Raw genomic sequence first — 18,790 nt, forward strand, 5'->3', positions numbered from 1 at the left:
CAGCCGCGGCCGGGGTGGGGCGGCTGCGCCCGAAATCCCGGGCCACCACGGCCGCTCCTGATTAGCCTGGGCCGCATGAGCGGCATGAGCAGCAGTTCTCCCGGCGTGACCAATCCCCTGGAGGGGCTTTCCCTCGGACGGCTCCGGCAGCGGACCAGCGAGAAGTGGCGCACCCACCCCGGCGACGTACTCCCGCTGTTCGTCGCGGAGATGGACGTCCTGCCGGCCGAGCCGGTGGTCCGTGCCGTCACGGAGGCGATGAGCCGCGGGGACACCGGATACCCGGCCGGCACCGCGTACGCCGAGGCGCTCGCGGAGTTCGCCGCCACGCGGTGGGGCTGGGACGGCGTGTGCGTGGAGCGCACCACGATGGTGCCCGACGTGATGCAGGGCATCGTCGAGGTCCTCCACGCGGTCTCCTCGCCTGCTGACGCCGTGGTCGTCAACTGCCCGGTCTATCCGCCCTTCTACGCCTTCGTGCGGCACACCGGGCGGACCGTCGTGGAGGCCCCGCTGGGCGCCGACCACCGGATCGACTTCGCCGCGCTGGAGGAGGCGTTCGGGCGGGCCGCCGCGCGGGGGCCGCGGCCGGTGTACCTGCTGTGCAGCCCGCACAACCCCACCGGGACGGTCCACACCGCCGCCGAACTCGCCGCCGTGGCCGCCCTCGCCGCCCGCCACGGGGTACGGGTCGTGGCCGACGAGATCCATGCGCCGCTGGTGATGCCGGAGGCGGTGTTCACGCCCTACCTGAGCGTGCCGGGTGCGGAGAACGGCTTCGCGGTGCTGTCGGCGTCGAAGGGCTGGAACCTCGCCGGGCTGAAGGCGGCCGTCGCCCTCGCCGGCCCCGCCGCGGCCGGCGACCTCGCGCGCATCCCCGCCTTCGTCCGGGAATCGCCCAGCCATGTCGGCGTACTCGCCCACACCGCGGCGCTGCGCGAGGGCACGCCCTGGCTGGACGCCCTGATCGAGGGCCTGGCCGCCAACCGGCGGCTCCTCGCCGACCTGCTGGCCGAGCACCTGCCCGCGGTCCGCTACCGCCCCGGCGAGGGCACGTACCTCGCCTGGCTGGACTGCCGGGCCCTGCCCCTGGGCGACGACCCGGCCGCCGTCTTCCTCGCGCACGGCCGGGTCGCCCTCAACTCCGGCCCCGCCTTCGGTACGGGTGGCACCGGCCACGCCCGCCTCAACCTGGCCACCACCCGCACCCTCCTCACCGAGGCCGTCCACCGCATGGCCACGGCGGTTTCGGCCGCTGCTGCCGCGGAGTAGCCCGCCTCACCCGGCGTCACCCCCGGCTTCCGCAGGTCCCCCGTAGCGGTCCGCCATCGTGGTGGCGCGGGTGTGCAGGGTGGTGCGCAGCCAGTCGGGGGAGAGGACTTCGGCGCTTGTGGACAGCTGCCAGAGGGACCATTCGGCGTGGCGGCGGTCCTGGAAGGTCGCTGTCAGGTGGCGGGGGAAGGCAGGGTCCTCGTGGAGGGTGAGGGCGGTTGCGGCGAGGTCGGGGCGGCGGCCGGGGTCCAGGAGGCGGAGGCGGACGGTGACCTGTTCGCCGCCGGTGCGGAAGCGGGCGCTGCGGTCCTGCCAGAGGCGGTCCAGGTCGACGCGGTCCGGCCGCTCGGCCGGTTCCGCCAGGGATTGCGCGGCCCGGATGCGGGACAGGCGGTACGTACGGTCCGTGCCGGCGCGGGTGGCCAGCAGGTAGCCCTGCTCCCGTACGGTGACGAGGCCGATCGGGTCGACCGTGCGCCACTGCGGGGCCTGGTCCACCGCCGCGTAGTGGATGCGCAGCTTCCGGCCGGCGAGCACCGCGCCGCGGACCTCCGTGAGCACTGCGTCGGGTACGTCGTCCGTGACCAGCCGGCGCGCGAGGAAGTCGGTCTCGGGGTCGACGAGCAGCCGCTCGGCCGCGTCGGCCGCGGTCGCCCGGTAGCTCTCGGGCAGTGCGTCGACCACCTTGAGCATGGCCGACGCGAGCGCCGAGCCGAGGCCGAACGCCTGCGCGCCGCGCCGCGATCCGGCGACCAGCAGGGCGAGCGCCTCGTCGTGGTTGAGTCCCGTCAGCTCGGTCTGGAACCCGGGCAGCAGGGCGAAACCGCCGTGCCGCCCGCGTTCCGCGTACACCGGGACCCCGGCCGCGGACAGCGCCTCGATGTCGCGCAGCACGGTGCGCGTGGACACCTCCAGCTCGCGCGCGAGCGCGGCGGCGGACAGCCGTCCGTGCTGCCGGAGCAGCAGCACCAGCGAGACCAGCCGGTCGGCGCGCATGGGAAGCCCCTCAGGAAGTTCGAGAAGTCGCGGAAATACACGACACAGGATGTCGTGATTCGTTGCGAGGCTTGACCTGCTCGGCCGAAAAGCCGCACACACACGACATTTCGCATGCATGAAAGGTGGCCGCCATGGCCCACGTCCTCGTCAACCCGGACGGCCTGCACGACCCGACCCCCTTCGGCTACAGCCACACCGCCGCCGTCCCCGCCGGTGCGGAACTGGTGCTGATCGCCGGTCAGTACGGTTCCGGCCCGGACGGCGCGGTCGTCTCGCCCGATTTCACCCAGCAGGTGAAGCAGGCGTTCCACAACGTCGGCGTCGCCCTCGCCGCCCACGGGCTCGACCTGAGCCACGTCGTCCGGCTGAGGACGTACGTGGTGGGGCACGAGCCGGCCAAGCTCGGTCCGCTCGCCGCCGCCCTGCAGGAGTGCTGGGGTGCGAAGCCGCCCACTCAGACCCTCGTCGGGGTCGCGAGCCTGGCCACCCCCGACATGCTGTTCGAGGTCGAAGCCGTCGCCGCCCGCCCCTGAACCGCACCGATGCCCGGGGCTCCGGCCGCCGTCCGCCGCGCGGACGGACCCCTCGTCCGCCGTGCGAACGGCGGCCGGAGCCCCGGGCGGTTCGCGGTGCCCGCCACCGCCTGACGCCGTTTCGGGCGTTTCGTGACGACCTGTCTGTGAGCTGCGCTACTCAGGGCGCTTTGTCGATTGTTGCCCTCGGCAAGAAATGAGAAGATCCGTTCCGTTTTTGCTCATACTTGAGAAAGCGCATAGTGAACCTTTTCTCCATACCGGTTGAAGGAGCGGGGAGTTCCGGTAGCCCGGGATCCCGCTCCCCCTGGCGGATCCGCACGGTGGCCGGCATCGCCGCCCTCGCGGTGGCCGCCAACACCGGCCTGATCGCCCAGGCCGCAGCCGCTTCGCCCCCTGTCGCCGCCGCCCCTTCCGCCAAGCCCGCCCAGGGCCCCGCCGAGGCGAAGGACGCCGCGACCGCGCACCTGCTGGCCCGGCTGCAGCAGCGCAGCATCGAGATCCTGGACGAGCGCACCGACTCGACCACCACCTACGCCCGTCCCGACGGCACCACGTCGGTGCAGACGTTCACCGGCCCGATCCGCGTCAAGGACGCCAAGGGCACCTGGCGTCCGGTCGACACCACCCTCGTCGACGCCGGCGACGCGATCCGCCCGAAGAACGCCGCCGCCGACGTCGAACTCTCCGACGGCGGCTCCGGCGAGGGCCTCGTGTCCGTCGGCCGCGGCAAGCACTCCCTCGGCATCGGCTGGCAGGGCAGGCTGCCCGCGCCGAAGCTCAAGGGCTCCACCGCGACGTACGAGAACGCCGTCGCGGGCGGCGGCGACCTGGTGGTCACCGCGCTCAAGGAGGGCTTCAGCCACTCCGTCGTCCTCCACGAGGCCCCCACCAAGCCCGTCGAGTACCGGATTCCGGTCGAGGCCACCGGCCTCAAGCTGACCGAGACCGCCGACAAGCGCCTCCGCTGGAACGATTCCGCAAACAAGGCGAAGGCCACCGCCCCCGCCCCCGTCATGTGGGACTCCTCCTACGACCGCGCCTCCGGCGACGCCGCGCACATCGCGCCCGTCGAGGTCGAGGTCGAGGCGGGCAAGGACGGCAAGGGCCAGGTCCTCGTCCTCAAGCCCAGCATGGCGTTCCTCGGCGACCCCAAGCTGACGTACCCGGTGACGATCGACCCCACCGACTCCCTCATGGGGCCGGTGACCGACACCTGGATCCAGTACGACGACTACCTCACGAGCCAGCGCGGCTCGACCGAACTGAAGGCCGGCACGTACAACGGAGCCGAGAAGGCCCGTTCCTTCCTCCAGTTCAACGTCGACAAGTACAAGGGCAAGCAGATCCTCGACACGGACCTGCGCCTGTACTCGTACTACTCCTCGACGTGCTCCACCACGAACTCCGGCAACCAGGTGCGCCGCATCACCGCCGCCTGGGACCCGTCCGCGATCACCTGGGCCAACCAGCCCGCCACGACCGCGACCGGCGCCGTCACCTCCACCGCGGCCAAGGGCTACAACTCCACCTGCCCCGCCGGCCACGTCTCGTGGGACGTCGACGCCATCGTCCAGGCCTGGGCCGACGGCCAGCCCAACCACGGCGTGCGCATCGCCGCCGTGGACGAGACCGACGTGCTCACCTGGCGCCGCTACCACTCGGCGAACCAGACCGACGGCTCCCACAACGCCACGTACGAGCCCTCGCTGACGGTCGACTACAACACCAAGCCCGGCCCGGCCACCCCGGTCTCGCCGCTGTCCGGAACCGCCGGCAACGACACGACGCCGACGCTCACCGGCAAGGCGACCGACCCGGACGGCAACACGGTCCAGCTCACCTACGAGATCTGGACCCCGACCGGGACCACCGCCCTGCAGACCGGCAAGTCCGCGTTCACCGCCTCCGGCGTGGCCGCCCCGTGGACCCCCACCACCGCGCTCGCCCCCGGCAGCTACAAGTGGCGGGCCGCCGTCCACGACGGCAAGACGTGGAACGGCACCTGGTCCGCCTGGCAGACCTTCACGGTCGACACCGCCAAGCCCGCCACCACCGCCGTCGGCTCGGGCGACTTCCCGGCCGGCCAGTGGTCCGGCACGGCCAACGCCAACGGCGACTTCTCCGGCTCGTTCACCTTCACCCCGCCCACCAGCGACGTGAAGGACATCCAGTACAAGCTGGACTCCGGCGCCTGGACGACCGTCGCCACCACCGGCGCCGCCGTCACGCGGACCCTCACCTTCAAGGCCGGCCCGCACACCGTCACCGCCCACACCCGCGACGCCGCCGGCAACGTGTCCGCCGACGTCACGTACGCGTTCTCCGCGGGCAAGGGCGCCGCCCTGGTCTCGCCCGCCGAGGGCGACCGGCCCGCGCGCCGCATGGTGCTGATGGCCGAGGGCATGAGCACCTACACCGGCGTGCGCTACCAGTACCGCCACGGTGAGGCCGACGCCTGGAAGGACGTGCCGGCCCCGGACGTCCGCCGCAGCTCCGACGGCTCCGCCCTGATGGCCTGGCCGGTCCCGGTCACCGGCGGCAAGCCCGCCTCGCTGTGGTGGAACGTCACCGACACGCTCGCCAACGACGGCGCCGTCGACGTCCGCGCCCTCTTCACCGACGGCACCCTCAGCGACGCCTCCCCCGAGGCCGCGGTCGTCGTCGACCGCAACGCGGGCGAGGCGCCCACCGCGCAGGTCGGCCCCGGTTCCCTGAACCTGCTGACCGGCGACTACAAGCTCGGCGCCAAGGACGTCCAGGCCTTCGAGGTCTCCGTCAACCGCACCGCGTCCTCGCGCGCCAACCCGGCCGACTCCGAGGGCCAGGCGGCCATCTTCGGCCCCGGCTGGGTCTCCTCCGTCAGCGCCGAGACCTCCGGCAGCGGCTACACCCAGCTGCGCCAGACCTCGCCGACCTCGGTGGAGATCCTCACCGCCGGCGGCGACTCGACCGCGTTCACGGCCACGGCCGGCGGCGGCTGGCAGCCCGAGGCGGGCGCCGGCACGCTGACCCTGACCGGTTCGCTCACCGGCAGCACCTTCACCCTGAAGGACACCGACGCCACCGTCACCGTCTTCGCGAAGGCCGGCGCCGGCGCCACCACCTGGACCATGGCCACCTCGGCCGCGGCCGCCGACGACTCGACGGTCACCGTCGTCTCCGAGACGGTCACCCAGGGCACCGAGACCGTCGCCCGGCCCAAGTACCTGATCTCGCCCACCGAGGCGGTCCCGGCAGCGACCTGCCAGGCCACCCCGGCCACCAAGGGCTGCCGGGTGGTGGAGTTCGTCTACGCGACCACCACCACCGCCACCGGCTGGTCCACCGCGGCCGACTTCGGCGACTTCGCCGGCCAGGTCAAGGAGATCAAGCTGTGGGCCACCGACCCCGGTGCGTCCGCCGCCCGTGACGAGGCCCTCTCGGTCTACCGCTACGACAAGGCGGGCCGGCTGCGCCAGCAGTGGAACCCCCACTACTCGCAGGGCACCCAGGTCCAGTACTCCTACGACGCCGGCAACCGGGTCTTCTGGCTGATGTCGGGCGCCGACCAGCCGATGAACTTCCACTACGGCAAGGCCGGCTCCTCCCTCACCGCCGGTGAGGGCATGCTCCTCAAGGTCACCCGCGCCGCCCTCAAGCAGGGCACGACGGACACCACCGAGGGCACCGCCACCACCAGCGTCGTCTACGACGTCCCGCTGACCGGCACCAAGGCCCCGCTCCAGATGGGCGCCACCGCGGTCGCCGGCTGGGCGCAGAACGAGGTCCCGGCCGACGCCACGGCGGTCTTCCCCGCCGACTCCGTGCCCGCCTCCGCCACCGGCGCCGACCTCGACGCCGCCGCGTACGCGCGGGCCACCGTCACGTACGTCGACGCCAACGGCCGCGAGACCAACACCGCCACCCCCGGCGGCGGTCTCACCACCACCGAGTTCGACGCGTACGGCAACACCGTCAGCACCCTCGGCGCCGCCAACCGCGAACTCGCCCTGGGCACCGGCCCGGACGCCGCGGGCAAGCTCGCCGCACTCGGCCTGACCGGCCTGAGCACCGCAGAGCGCGCCGAGCGCCTGGCCACCACCTCCGTCTACTCGGCGGACGGCCAGCGCATGACGCACGCCTACGGCCCGCTGCACCTGGTCACCCTGGGCAGCACGGTCGCCGCGTCCGGCGCCAACCCGGAGCTGCCCGCGGGCGCCCAGGTCGCCGCCCGGTCGCACACCGCCTACAAGCACGACGAGGGCCGGCCCGCCGGCGCCGCCGTGTCCGGCCAGGTCACCTCCTCCGCCACCGGCGCGGCGATCGAGGGCTACGCCCAGGACGCCGACGTCCGCACCACGGTCACCACGTACAACTGGGCGACCGGCGAGGAGATTGCGAACAAGGACCCGCAGGGCACCCAGCTCGGCGCGACCCGCTCCACCTACCGCGCGGACGGCAAGCTGGAGACCACCAGCCTCGCCGCCTCCAACGGCAGCGACGCGGGCACCCTGACGTACACGTACTACACCGCGGGCGGCACCGGCGCGTGCGCCGGACGTCCCGAGTGGGCCGGCAAGCTGTGCAGGACGGCCCCGGCCGGCGCCATCACCGGCGGCGGCTCCAACCCGGCCGAACTGCCGGTCACCGTGTACCAGTACAACCGCTGGGGCGGCGTCACCACCACCGCCAAGACCGTGGGCGGCGTCACCCGCACCAGCACCGTCACCTACGACGACGCCGGCCGCCGCGTGAAGTCCTCGGTCACCGGTGGCGTGGGCACCGCCACCCCCGACACCACGTTCACCTTCGACGGTGACACCGGCCGCACGCTCACCCAGTCCTCGGGCGGGCAGACGGTGACCTACGCGTACGACACGCTGGGCCGCCTGGTCTCGTACAAGGACGGCTCCGGCAACACCACGACGACCGAGTACGACCTGCTCGACCGTCCGGTGAAGACGTCCGACTCCACCTCGGCCACCACCACCTACGGCTACACCGCCGAAGGCGACCTGGGCTCGCTGACCGACTCGGTCGCGGGCACCTTCACCGCCGCGTACACCGCCGACGGCCGGCTCGCCTCGCAGACCCTGCCGGGCGGCCACAAGCTGAAGGTCACCACCGACCCGGTGGGCCGGGTGACCGCCCGCGAGTACACCGACGCGAGCGGCGCCACTGTCCTCGCGGACGTGGCCGAGTTCCGGATCAGCGGCCAGCAGGTCGGCCGGACCGAGACCGCCGGCACCACGGTGTCCAGCGACTACCGCTACGACGCCACCGACCGCCTGACGCAGGTCGTCGACACGACCGTCGCGGGCTGCACCGCCCGCGGCTACGGCTTCGACGCCAACCGCAACCGGACCTCGAAGTCGGTCACCACCGACGACTGCGACCCGGGCACCGCGGACGCGACCACGGCGAACACCTCGTACGCCTACGACAGCGCCGACCGCCTGGTCGACGCCGGCCGCACGTACGACGCCTTCGGCCGCACCACGGCCAACGGCACCGCGACGCTGGAGTACTTCACCGGCGACGTGCTGCGCACCGAGACGGTCGGCGACCGGCGCCGCACCTGGGACCTCGACGGCGTCGGCCGCATGGCCGTCGCCACCACCCAGTCCCGCGCGGCCGACGGCACCTGGTCGACGACCGGCACCGTCACCCAGCACTACGGCGACGAGTCGAACAGCCCCGACTGGGCCAAGCACAGCGACGGCACCGTCACCCGCTTCGTCAACGACATCGTCGGCTCGCTCGGCGCCGTCACCAACGGCACCGGCGTGGAGCTCCAGCTCTCCAACCTGCGCGGCGACGTCTCGGTCCGCCTCGACCTGGCGAACCCGGGCGCCTCCACCGTGCAGCGCTACGACGAGTACGGCGTGCCCGTCGACGGCACCGGGGCCACCCGCTACGGCTGGCAGGGCGGCGCCCAGGTCTCCAGCGAGAGCCTGAGCGGCCTGGTGCTGACCGGCGTCCGCGCCTACGAGCCGGGCACCGGCCGGTTCCTCCAGTCGGACCCGCAGTACGGCGGCGCCACCAACGCGTACGCGTACTGCAACGGCGACCCGGTGGGCTGCCGCGACATCAGCGGCACCGCCAGCTACTACGTGTACTACGACCTGGGCCGGACCGGCGCGTCCGACAAGCAGGTGTTCACGTACTGGAAGAACCACTTCAAGGCGGTCTTCCCGATCCCCGGACGCCCCAACAAGATCACGCACGAGGGCCAGAAGTTCACGCTGTGGCCGGTGATGTGGGGCATCGAGATGTACTTCCCGCTGAAGGTCAACAGCATCGGCAAGAGCTACCTCCAGCTCGGCGCCCGCTTCGGGCACCCGGACTGGCCGGGCGGCTGGATCGGCTTCGACCTCTACAAGTCGAAGGGCCGCATGAAGCTGGAGGTCCGCGGCAAGCTGGGCGGTCTCGCGGCCATCTGCAACCGGACCTGCAACGAGAAGGCCGGCCGGAAGTACTGGGACAAGCTGGGCGCGAACCTGAAGCGGGTGGTCCGCGACAAGTTCTAGGACCGGCTACAGCACCGGTTGCCGGAGCGGAATCTTCCGCTCCCCGGCATGGCGTTCTCCTTGAACATGTTCAATAATGTGTTCAACGAGGGCGTCCGGCGGCCCGTGACCCCGTTTCGCCGGGGCGCGGGCCGCCGTGCACCCGAGCCCCACCCGCTCCCAGAACGGCCCCGCCCCATGAGCGCCCCGCGCACCGCCCGCCCCGGCCGCAAGGCCACCGTCCTCGCCTGCTCCTACGTCGGGCTGATCACGGCGGTGTCCCTGGCCCGCGGCATCGCCGGAGCCCACGGTGACGCCACCCAGGCCGTGCTCTTCTTCCTCGCCTTCCCGGGCTCCCTCCTCGTCACCGCCTTCGTGGTCCTCCCGGTCGGCGCCCTCCTCGACGGCGGTGCTTCCGAGGCGGCCAACCCGTACGGCCCGATGGTCTACCTGGCCGGCGGCGCCGCCGTGAACGTCTTCCTCGTCCACACGGCCGCCAGGGTCCTCCGCCGCTTCCGCGCGGCCCGCCGCGCGGGCTGACCGGGTCGGGCCGGCCCGCCTCGTACACGAACACCGGGGCCTGGGCGAGCCCGGTCTCACACCAGCGCACTGCCGACGTTGCGCATCATGCGCCGCAGGACGCGGACGGTCGTGGCGTAGTCGGCGTCGTCGATGCCCGCATGGATCTCGGCGCGCCACTGCGGGGCATGGGACTTGAGCTCCGCGCGGGCCCGGTCGCCGGCCGCGGTGATCCGCAGCCGGCCGGCCGCATCCCGGGTGACCCACCCGCGCTCCAGCACGGCCTCGGCATCGCCCGCGATGTCGTCCTCGGGCCGCAGGTAACTCGTCATCGCCCCGGTCAGCTCGGGCACGGTCATCCCGCCGTCGTCCGCCGCGAGGTCCTCCGTCGAGAGGTGCCGCAGGATCCAGTACTGCGGCTGGGTGAAGCCGAGTTCGGCCTGCCGCTGCCGGATGAACCGGATGACGTCCTGGTAGGCGACCCCGGTCCAGTAGGCGACCGGCTCCGTGGCGAGCTCGGAGTCGGAGGGCTCGGAGTCGGTGGGCTCGGAGTCGGTGGGCCGGGTGGTGGCGAGCCGGGCGTCTGACTGCTGCGTGGTGTCCATCGGGTGCCTCCTCGTGGCGACGGGCCGTTGCCCGGACGCGCCCACCGTAGAACCTCAAGTCCACTTGAGATCAAGACGTCTGGCGGGCCGATCCGGACAGTCGATGGGCGAGCCGCGGCTGCGGTGGCACCGGGCGGTCGTCTCCCGGAGGGACGTCACCACCATCGCCCTCACCGCGGAGGTCGCCTGGGCCGCGGGCATCCCGACCGACCGGCTCGGCAGCGCGCAGCCGGGAGGCGATCACCGGTGGCGCCGCCCGTCACGGGTTCGTGGCCTACCTGGCGGTCACTATCGCCGACGTGCTCGCCAGCCCGGGGATTCTGCGCCCGCGCACCACTGTCCGCGCCACCGGGCGCCGGGCGTTCGCGATACCGGCCGCGTCCGGCATGCCCATCGGCGCCGCCGCCTCCCTCGGCGTCGGAGGGAGCGTCATGACCGTCCCGCTGCTGCGGCGTTCGGGACTCCCGATGGGCACCGCGGCTGCGCCGGCCAACCCGCTCACCGCCCTGCATCAGAGCCCCGGCCTGCGCGGTCTTCCTCGCCCACCGCTCTGGGCCGGACACCCGGGCGCTGGTGCTCGCCGCCATGCCGGTCCGCAGCCCGTGAGCCCGGCCTCTCGCACGGCTCCCGCTGCGCGGTCGCGTCACCGCTGCACGCGCAGGAACTCGTCGGCGAAGCCGCACTGCTCGGCGATCGTGCGCAGCTGGTCGTCGGGCAGGGCGCCCGGCCGGGCCAGGACGGCCGCCATCGCCTCGGCCGTGAGCCCGAGGTCGGCGGCGATGCCCAGGTCCCCGGCCGGGCGGGCGTCCGGGGCGTCCTCGCCTGGCGGTTGGGTGCCGAGGACGTCGAGGGCCTGGGCGGCGAGCGTGTGCCGGTGCGCGGCCCGTGCGTCCGACAGCAGCAGGCCGGTTCCCGCCGGTGTGGAACGCAGGATCAGGAAGAACGACTCGTCGGCGTTGAAGAACCCGAACACCGTGCCGTCCGGGGCCTCGACGTCGCGCACGGCGGCGATCGCCTCGTCCAGGCCCGTGAGTGCGGTGCGGTCCAGGCGGGTGCACTGCCTGCGGCCGTCCCGGCGGACCACGGCGACCGCGTACCGGTGGCTCTTGTGTTCTGTCACGGTCCCAGAGGTGCCCCGTCGGAGCACGGGGTAGCCGCCCGGAGACCGGGTGTGGCCCGCACGGAGCAAGAGTCCCTCCTGCCCGCGAGGAGTGCAGGCGTTAACAAAGCGTCAAAATCCGCTGCCCGAGCGCAAGAAGTCCGTCAAGAACGCGAACAAGCCAGTCCGTGGCAGTCACTCTGTTGCGGCGACGGAGGCGGGACCGCGGTCCTGCGGTGCTGCGGCTGCCGGGCACGGCCACTGGCCCTGTCTACGGCCTGCGCGATCCGGGCGGGAGTCCGGAGGCGGCGCGCAGCGGGCCGCACCCCCGTCGCACGCCACGTGAGTCGTCCGGCGGGCCGGTGGGGACCTCCCGGCGCCGGACGGCTCACGTGCGCACGCCGACCGGGTACCTTATTGCACATTACTTGCAAGAGCAGTTTCTGTGCGAAAGAAGGCGGGCGTGGGCGCTCCGGTGGTGCTGGGCATCGAGTCGTCGTGCGACGAGACGGGGGCCGGGATCGTCTCCGGCGGGCGGCTGCTCGCGCACGTCGTGGCGTCGAGCATGGACGAGCACGCCCGGTTCGGCGGCGTCGTGCCGGAAATCGCGGCCCGTGCGCACGTCCAGGCGTTCAGCCCCGTGGTCCGGGAGGCCTTGGACCAGGCGGGGCTGCGTCTGCGGGACCTCGACGCCGTCGCGGTCACCACCGGTCCGGGCCTGTCGGGCGCGCTCCAAGTCGGTCTGGCCGGGGCCAAGGCGCTGGCCTACGCGGCCGGGGTGCCGCTGTACGGCGTGCACCACCTCGCCGGGCACGTGGCGGCGGACACGCTGGAGCACGGGCCGCTGCCGAATCCGTGCATGGTGCTCATCGTCTCCGGCGGCCACACGTCGCTGCTGCTCGTGCGCGACCTCGTGCGCGACCCGATCCTGCACCTGGGAGACACCGTCGACGACGCGGCGGGGGAGTGCTTCGACAAGGTGGCCCGGGTGTTCGGTCTGCCGTACCCGGGCGGCCCGGCGATCGACCGTGCCGCGCGCGGCGGCAACCCGTGCGCGGTGGCCTTCCCGCGGCCGCTGACCGGCCCGCGCGACGATCCGTACGCCTTCTCCTTCTCCGGGCTGAAGACCGCCGCCGCCCGGTGGGCCGAGCGGCACCGGCAGTCCGGCGAGGAGATCCCGCTGGCCGACGGCGCCGCCTCCCTCCAGGAGGCCGTCGCCGACGTGCTGACCCGCAAGGCCCTCGCCGCGTGCCGCGCGTACGACGTGAAGACCCTGGTCGTGGTGGGCGGGGTCGCGGCCAACTCGCGGGTGCGGGCGCTGGCGGAGGAGCGCTGCGCAGCCGCGGGCGTCGAACTCCGGGTCCCGCCGCTGACCTTGTGCACCGACAACGGCGCGATGATCGCGGCCGTCGGAGACCTGCTGGTGCGCGCGGGATCCGACCCGGCGCAGCTCGACATGTCCATCGACCCCTCGGCTCCCCTCGAGTACGCCGCCCTGCACCCGGTCGCACGGCCGGCGGCAGCGGTCGCATGAGCGGAGCGGCCGGACGCCCGGCTCCGAGGTGTCCGGCCCGGCGGGGTGGTACCTGAACGGGTGAAAAATGCAGGATCCTGCATTATTTTTGCTGGTAATGGGAGAAATAGTGTCATGACCGTTACCGTGAATATCGACTCCAGCCGCCCGGTCGCGACGCTGATCAACGTCTTCACCGTCGCGCCCGAGCGCCAGCAGGAGCTGATCGCCCTGCTGGCGCACGCCACCGAGACGACGATGAAGCACCAGCCGGGCTTCATCTGCGCCAACTTCCACGCCAGTCAGGACGGCGAGCGCGTCATCAACTACGCGCAGTGGGAATCCGAGGAGCACTACTGGGCCATGCGCCGGGACCCCGGGGCGCAGGTCCACATGGACCAGGCGGCCATGATCGCCACCGACGTCCAGCCCCGCCTCTTCCGGGTCCGGTCCACTCACGCCAGGCCATGATCCCGGCGACGGACCCGTTCCGTTTCAGTCTGCGACGCGTACGGCCAGGGCAGGCCGGATGGCGGCTGCGTGGCGGGCCGGGCCGATCGTGGCCAGGAGCGAGGCGGCGAACGTGGCCGCGGCCAGCGCGCCGATGCTGGTCCATTCGACGGGGAAGCCGCCTTCGAGGCCCGTGAACGCGGCACTGTTGCTGTACATGAGCCAGGTGGTGAGCACGCCCAGCAGGGAGCCGAGCACGATGCCCTCCAGAGCGATGAAGCTGCTCTCCCACAGGAAGGAACGCCGCACGGTACGCGCGCGGAAGCCCAGTGCACGCAGTACGCCGATGGTGCGGCGGCGTTCTCGTACGGCCCGGACCATGACCACGCCGAGGCCGGTGATCCCCACCAGCAGCCCCAGGGCCAGGAAGCCTTGCATCAGGCGGAAGAAGGCGGTGCTGGCATCGAACTGGCGGCGGATGTCGGACTCGATCGGCGTGGCGACCAGGCTCGCGGACAGCTGCTCGCCCTGGAGTTGTGCCGCCAGGACGTCCGGAGACGTTCCGGGCCCTGTCCTCAGGAGCGCGGAGGCGTTCTGGGCCTGCGATCCGAACATCGCGCGGATGGCCCGATCGCCCATCACGACGGGGTACACCGTCGAACTCGCCCCCGTGCCCGGGTAGAAGACCATGCCGTTGCTGAGGACGGCGGCGATGGTCTTCTGCTCGCTGCGCCCACTGCGCGGATCTGTGAGAACCAGCGTGTCACCGGGCCCGAAGCGGTCCCCGGGGGGCCCGCCGGAGCTGCCGAAGAACGCGTCGATCACGACGTAGCGGGGATCGTCCGCGAGAGCCCTCCAGACAGCGGTGTCGTTCTCCAGGCCGGCCAGGCGCTCGCGGAAGGTGATCCCCGCGACCGCACCGTCCGGCACGCCCACGACGGCGGTGTCGAGGGGCTGCGTCGTGCGGTGGCCGGGGTCGCTGGACCGGCCGGGCGCGTTGAGCAAGGGCGTGACGGCCGTGATCTTGGCGGTGTGCGGGCCCTCGCGCAGTTCCCCGGGGAGCCGGCCCCCGGCCGCCTGTGGGTTGTAGTCGAGACGGAGGGTGTAACCGGCCGTCGCGTCCTTGACGACCCCGTCCACACCGGCGTTGAGGATGCCGGAGATCTCCGTCAGCAGGACGAGGACGAACACGATCAGCGTGTACATCACCAGCGTCGCGCCGGTGCGGAACGGCTTGGCCAGCGGGTACGCGACCGCCAGGCGCGCCGCCAGGCCCGACTCCGACGGACGGTCCAGGAACCGCCGCAGGGGCCGCACCAGGATCCTCTGGTTGTCGCTGACGAGCACCACCGCCGAGAAGGCGGCGAGCGCGCCCTGGATCACGTACACGGACATCGAGGGCGTGTCGAAGATCCGGGGACGCAGGACCGGCGCGAGCAGAGTCCAGGCAAGCACGCTCCCCGCGACCAGCGTGGTGACGGTGTGCCGCGGAAGAGCGCGCAGCAGCGCCGGGGTGGCGAAGGCCAGGGCGAGCGCAGGCATCAGGTACGTCGCATCGGGCTGGCTGCGCGCCACCGCGGGGACGGCCACGAGCGCACACGTGACCGCCAGCGCGGTGGATACGGCGAGCAGTGTGCGGCGCGGGCGCTGCCCGGGTGCCGGCGGAAGGTCCCGGATGGCGGCGATGATGTTGAACCGACTGATCCGCACGCTGGTCGCGAGGATCGCGGCGAACGCGACGAGCAGGCCCATGGCCGCCCCGTTGAGGATGCTGGTGGGCGTGACGTCGAAGGCGATGCGGAGGGTGCTGCCTCCGACGGACCAGCCCTCGAAGATCTCCGCGGCCACCACCGCGACGCCCCAGCCGACCCCGACCCCGATGGCCACCCCGGGCAGCACGGACAGCAGCGCGTACGCGGCCCCTTCCAGGGTGAACGACCCGACCAGGCGCGAGCGCTTCATTCCGACCGCTCGCACCATGCCCATCTGGGGTTTCCGCTCCTCGCCGAGCATCACGAATATGTTCACCAGCAGTAGGGCGCCGGCGATGATGCTGAAGCTTCCGATCATCAGGAACAGCGCGCCCAGTGAATCCCCGGCCTGCTTGGCGTCACGCAGGACGGCGTGCTTCGGTGTGTCGACCGAGGCCTGCTGTGCGTACGGTCCGAGCACCCGCCGGATGTCCGTGGAGACCTGGTCTGTGAGGGTTGCGCCGCCCTCCACACCACCCCGGTTCGAGACGAACACGACCGAACGCGGCTGTGCCCCGGCGGCCCGGGCGGCAGCGTCCAGGGTCCCTGGTGCGAGGAACACGTTGCGGTTCTGCCGGCCGCCCAGTCCCACGCCGGCGAGACCCTGCTCGGGCATCACGCGGTCCACCCGGTAGGTCCCCGGCTTCCCGAACAGGTACAGGGTGACCACGTCCCCGGTACCCAGGCGCAGGGACCGCGCCAGCGGCTCGTTGAGCACCACCTCGCCCGGCCGCGGGGCAGGTCCGCCCAGTCCGGGGTCCCCGCCCCGCACGCCGAAGCGCGCTGCCTCGGCGAAGTCCAGCTGCCAGGCCAGGACGCGCGGTTCGGCGACGGGCCGACCGCCGGGGCGGCCGATGGCCGAAGCCTGAGTCACCTCGGCGGCCAGTACGCCGTCCACGTCCGCATCGTCGGCCAGTGCGGACAGCCGCTCGGCCACGGCACGCCCGGCCGCGCCTGCCGGCGCGACGACGCGCTCGTCCACGGGGCCCAGGCTCCGGTACGCCTCCTGGCGCACCGAGAAGTTCAGCGTGTCGCCGACGACCAGGGCACCGATGATGATGGCCGTCCCGAGGACCGACCCTCCGATGACCAGCGCGGCTTCGGTGCGCCGCCGGGCCAGCTGGCGGAAGGCCAGCCGCCGGGAGACCGGCTGCCGGACGGCCACCACCACGAGGGCCGCGAGCGCCAGGGCGAGGACGGTGAGCAGGGGGGCCAGCATGTTCGGATACATGGTGTCAGCCCGAGGGAACGTCGGCGGGCGCACGGCGGGTGCGGGGGGTCCGGTGCAGGTCCTCGACCAGCCGGCCGTCACGCATGCGGATGAGCCGCGGCGCCCGGTCGCCGATCATGCTGTCGTGCGTGACGAGGACGATCGTCTGACCCTCGTCCCGGTTGAGCTCGCACAGCAGGTCCATGACCTGATCGGCCATGGCGCTGTCGAGGTTGCCCGTGGGTTCGTCCGCCCAGACGATCGCGGGCCGCCCCGCAAGGGCCCGGGCGATGGTCACCCGCTGCTGCTCACCGCCGGACATCTCGCTCGGCCGGTGTCCCACCCGGTGGCCGAGCCCGACCCGGTCGAGCATGTCGAGTGCCCGACGTCGCGCCTCGTGCGGCCGGACGCCCACGAGCAGCAGGGGGAGCTCGACGTTCTCCACCGCGGAGAAGACCGGGATGAGGTTGAAGGCCTGGAAGACGAAACCCATGGTGCGCGCCCGGTGCTCGGTGCGTGCGGCGTCCGTCATGGCGAAGAGGTCGTGCCCCGCGATCAGGACCCGGCCGCCGTCGATGTCGTCCAGTCCGGACAGACAGTTCAGCAGGGTCGTCTTGCCGGAGCCGGAGGGGCCCATCACCGCCACCAACTCCCCGTGGCGCACGACGAGGTCGATGTCGTGCAGAGCGGTGATCGCCACGGATCCGGTCCGGTATGTCTTGCGCACCCCGGCAGCGACCAGGAGCGGCTGATCGGTATCCATGGAGAGCACCCTCCCGCACCCGTGCGGGCTCCGGCAGTGCCGAACAGGCCCCGGACCGGGACTGATGGACCCCTTGTGGTGCCGTGGTGCGCAGCCACCCGGGCCGGGAGACGGTGCGACGGGGCGTGCCCCACGGGCGGTTCCGTCCCCCCGAGTGGGCCGGTCGGCCCCCCGCGAGGGGACCACCCGGCCCTGTCCCGGCCGGCCCGGTGCCGACACCATGGACGGCACCAGCCGGTGGACGTGCTGCCGCGATTCCTTCCGCACCGACGAGGCGAGCTGACATGGAACACACAGCGTGGACCACACCCGGGGTCTACACCGGCCCGGAAGGGGTGCTGACGGACCAGGGCGGGACGCTGTTCGGCGAGCTGACCGTGCACACCGTCTGGGAGGCCGGAGAGGCCCGTGTCGAGGTCCGTTACGAGGACGGCGGCGAGTGGTACGACCTGTCCGGGAGCCCCGTGGCCTGCCCGGATCCGCAGGCGGGCCGGTCCGTCCACCAGAGTGCCGTGGAGGCCGTGCGCGCGGGTGGCCCGGTGGGATTCACCCCGTGGGGGATCGTCAGGGCGGCCTGAAGCCCCCTGACGGCCCTCCGTACGGGGAGTGTCCCGTGCGTGACGGGGGCGTGGGCGGGGTCAGCGGTGGTGTGGGTCCGGTTCGGCGGCAGGGAACGAGACCACCATGGTCAGTCCGCCCCCGGGCGTGTCCTCGGGCGCGAGGGTGCCGCCCATGGCTTCGGTGAGTCCGCGGGCCAGGGCGAGGCCGAGCCCGAGTCCCGTGCGTGTGTGCGCGGGGCGGGCCGTGGCCGGCCCGGGTCAGGGTTCGAAGCGGTAGCCCATGCCCGGTTCCGTGATCAGGTAGCGGGGGTGGGAGGGGTCCGTTTCCAGTTTGCGCCGGAGCTGGGCCATGTAGACGCGCAGGTAGTTGCTGTTCTCGCGGTACGTCGGGCCCCAGACCTCCAGGAGGAGGTGGCTCTGCGAGACCAGGTGGCCGGGATGGGTCACCAGGATCTCCAGGAGGTGCCATTCGGTCGGGGTGAGGCGTACGGCGACACCGTCCCGGTGGACCTTCTTCGCGAGGAGGTCGATGGTGAACCCGTCGGTCGTGACGGAGGTCACGGCGTCGGTGCGGGCCGCCGGACCCGCCTGCCGGCGGAGGGCCGCGCGCAGCCGGGCCAGCAGCTCGTCCATGCTGAACGGTTTCGTCACGTAGTCGTCCGCGCCCGCGTCCAGCGCCCGGATCTTGTCCTCGGACGTGTGCCGGGCGGACAGGACGAGGATCGGCACCCGGCTCCAGCCGCGTACACCGTGGATCACCTCGACGCCGTCCATGTCGGGCAGCCCCAGGTCGAGGAGGACCAGGTCGGGTCTGCGGGCGGCCGCCAGGCGCAGTGCCGTACGGCCGTCGGACGCCTGCTCGACGTCGAACTTGCGCGCCTGGAGGTTGATCTTCAGCGCGCGGACGAGCTGGGGATCGTCCTCCACCACCAGCACCCGGGTCATCGGTGTGCAGCCTTCCATCGTCGTTGAGCGGTACGGAGCGGTACGGAGCGGTACGGAGCGGAGCAGTACGGCGCGGGCCG

At 72.6% G+C, this 18,790-nt stretch carries 13 protein-coding genes and 1 pseudogene; 7 read left to right on the forward strand and 7 right to left on the reverse strand.

What is annotated here, in order from left to right:
* Positions 1-75: 75 nt before the first annotated feature.
* Positions 76-1,272 carry a MalY/PatB family protein gene (locus LG634_RS02980; RefSeq protein WP_226731989.1) on the forward strand — a complete coding sequence of 399 codons (1,197 nt, stop codon included), beginning with the start codon at positions 76-78 and terminating at the stop codon, positions 1,270-1,272.
* A 6-nt stretch (positions 1,273-1,278) separates the two neighbouring features.
* Here the strand turns inward: LG634_RS02980 and LG634_RS02985 are convergent, their stop codons facing one another.
* On the reverse strand, positions 1,279-2,268 hold the full coding sequence (locus tag LG634_RS02985) for a helix-turn-helix transcriptional regulator (protein WP_226731990.1): 990 nt from the start codon (positions 2,266-2,268) through the stop codon (positions 1,279-1,281).
* A 134-nt stretch (positions 2,269-2,402) separates the two neighbouring features.
* Between LG634_RS02985 and LG634_RS02990 the strand changes: the two genes are divergently transcribed.
* The 3 genes from LG634_RS02990 (at position 2,403) to LG634_RS03005 (ending at position 9,835) form a co-directional block, all read left to right on the forward strand.
* A complete protein-coding gene (locus tag LG634_RS02990) occupies positions 2,403-2,804 on the forward strand; it encodes a RidA family protein (RefSeq protein WP_226731991.1) in 402 nt (133 codons plus the stop codon).
* A 323-nt stretch (positions 2,805-3,127) separates the two neighbouring features.
* Positions 3,128-9,316, forward strand: coding sequence for a DNRLRE domain-containing protein (locus LG634_RS37710; RefSeq protein ID WP_308072241.1), 6,189 nt, complete (start codon positions 3,128-3,130; stop codon positions 9,314-9,316).
* 177 nt (positions 9,317-9,493) lie between these two features.
* A complete protein-coding gene (locus LG634_RS03005) occupies positions 9,494-9,835 on the forward strand; it encodes a hypothetical protein (RefSeq protein WP_226731992.1) in 342 nt (113 codons plus the stop codon).
* Between the two features lie 56 nt (positions 9,836-9,891).
* Here the strand turns inward: LG634_RS03005 and LG634_RS03010 are convergent, their stop codons facing one another.
* Positions 9,892-10,419, reverse strand: a complete 528-nt coding sequence (locus LG634_RS03010; RefSeq protein ID WP_226731993.1) for a MarR family winged helix-turn-helix transcriptional regulator — start codon at positions 10,417-10,419, stop codon at positions 9,892-9,894.
* Positions 10,420-11,062: 643 nt separating this feature from the next.
* The gene (locus LG634_RS03020) at positions 11,063-11,539 is read right to left on the reverse strand and encodes a tRNA adenosine deaminase-associated protein (RefSeq protein WP_226731994.1); all 477 of its coding nucleotides are present in this window, start codon (positions 11,537-11,539) and stop codon (positions 11,063-11,065) included.
* A gap of 454 nt (positions 11,540-11,993) precedes the next feature.
* On the opposite strand from LG634_RS03020, the gene tsaD reads away from it, so the two are divergent.
* Positions 11,994-13,052, forward strand: coding sequence for a tRNA (adenosine(37)-N6)-threonylcarbamoyltransferase complex transferase subunit TsaD (tsaD, locus tag LG634_RS03025; RefSeq protein WP_226732156.1), 1,059 nt, complete (start codon positions 11,994-11,996; stop codon positions 13,050-13,052).
* A 114-nt stretch (positions 13,053-13,166) separates the two neighbouring features.
* A complete protein-coding gene (locus LG634_RS03030) occupies positions 13,167-13,502 on the forward strand; it encodes an antibiotic biosynthesis monooxygenase family protein (protein ID WP_226731995.1) in 336 nt (111 codons plus the stop codon).
* A gap of 24 nt (positions 13,503-13,526) precedes the next feature.
* Here the strand turns inward: LG634_RS03030 and LG634_RS03035 are convergent, their stop codons facing one another.
* The gene (locus LG634_RS03035) at positions 13,527-16,463 is read right to left on the reverse strand and encodes an ABC transporter permease (RefSeq protein WP_226731996.1); all 2,937 of its coding nucleotides are present in this window, start codon (positions 16,461-16,463) and stop codon (positions 13,527-13,529) included.
* 4 nt (positions 16,464-16,467) lie between these two features.
* Positions 16,468-17,205, reverse strand: coding sequence for an ABC transporter ATP-binding protein (locus tag LG634_RS03040; RefSeq protein ID WP_226731997.1), 738 nt, complete (start codon positions 17,203-17,205; stop codon positions 16,468-16,470).
* Between the two features lie 284 nt (positions 17,206-17,489).
* On the opposite strand from LG634_RS03040, the gene LG634_RS03045 reads away from it, so the two are divergent.
* On the forward strand, positions 17,490-17,783 hold the full coding sequence (locus LG634_RS03045; protein ID WP_226731998.1) for a hypothetical protein: 294 nt from the start codon (positions 17,490-17,492) through the stop codon (positions 17,781-17,783).
* Positions 17,784-17,843: 60 nt separating this feature from the next.
* On the opposite strand, the pseudogene LG634_RS38395 reads toward LG634_RS03045, so the two are convergent.
* Both LG634_RS38395 and LG634_RS03050 read right to left on the reverse strand, forming a co-directional pair.
* Positions 17,844-17,987: pseudogene (locus LG634_RS38395) on the reverse strand (ATP-binding protein); the annotation flags it as partial.
* 36 nt (positions 17,988-18,023) lie between these two features.
* Positions 18,024-18,710 carry a response regulator gene (locus LG634_RS03050; protein ID WP_226731999.1) on the reverse strand — a complete coding sequence of 229 codons (687 nt, stop codon included), beginning with the start codon at positions 18,708-18,710 and terminating at the stop codon, positions 18,024-18,026.
* Between the last annotated feature and the right edge of the window lie 80 nt (positions 18,711-18,790).

Source organism: Streptomyces bambusae, assembly GCF_020532645.1.
GTDB lineage: Bacteria > Actinomycetota > Actinomycetes > Streptomycetales > Streptomycetaceae > Streptomyces > Streptomyces bambusae.

Bases quoted from the DNA above. Each gene is read 5' to 3' on its own strand.
- LG634_RS03050 (WP_226731999.1), bottom strand. From the start codon at position 18,710: ATGACCCGGGTGCTGGTGGTGGAGGACGATCCCCAGCTCGTCCGCGCG.
- LG634_RS03010 (WP_226731993.1), bottom strand. From the start codon at position 10,419: ATGGACACCACGCAGCAGTCAGACGCCCGGCTCGCCACCACCCGGCCC.
- LG634_RS02990 (WP_226731991.1), top strand. From the start codon at position 2,403: ATGGCCCACGTCCTCGTCAACCCGGACGGCCTGCACGACCCGACCCCC.
- LG634_RS02980 (WP_226731989.1), top strand. From the start codon at position 76: ATGAGCGGCATGAGCAGCAGTTCTCCCGGCGTGACCAATCCCCTGGAG.
- LG634_RS03005 (WP_226731992.1), top strand. From the start codon at position 9,494: ATGAGCGCCCCGCGCACCGCCCGCCCCGGCCGCAAGGCCACCGTCCTC.
- LG634_RS02985 (WP_226731990.1), bottom strand. From the start codon at position 2,268: ATGCGCGCCGACCGGCTGGTCTCGCTGGTGCTGCTGCTCCGGCAGCAC.
- LG634_RS03030 (WP_226731995.1), top strand. From the start codon at position 13,167: ATGACCGTTACCGTGAATATCGACTCCAGCCGCCCGGTCGCGACGCTG.
- LG634_RS03045 (WP_226731998.1), top strand. From the start codon at position 17,490: ATGGAACACACAGCGTGGACCACACCCGGGGTCTACACCGGCCCGGAA.
- LG634_RS03035 (WP_226731996.1), bottom strand. From the start codon at position 16,463: ATGTATCCGAACATGCTGGCCCCCCTGCTCACCGTCCTCGCCCTGGCG.
- LG634_RS03040 (WP_226731997.1), bottom strand. From the start codon at position 17,205: ATGGATACCGATCAGCCGCTCCTGGTCGCTGCCGGGGTGCGCAAGACA.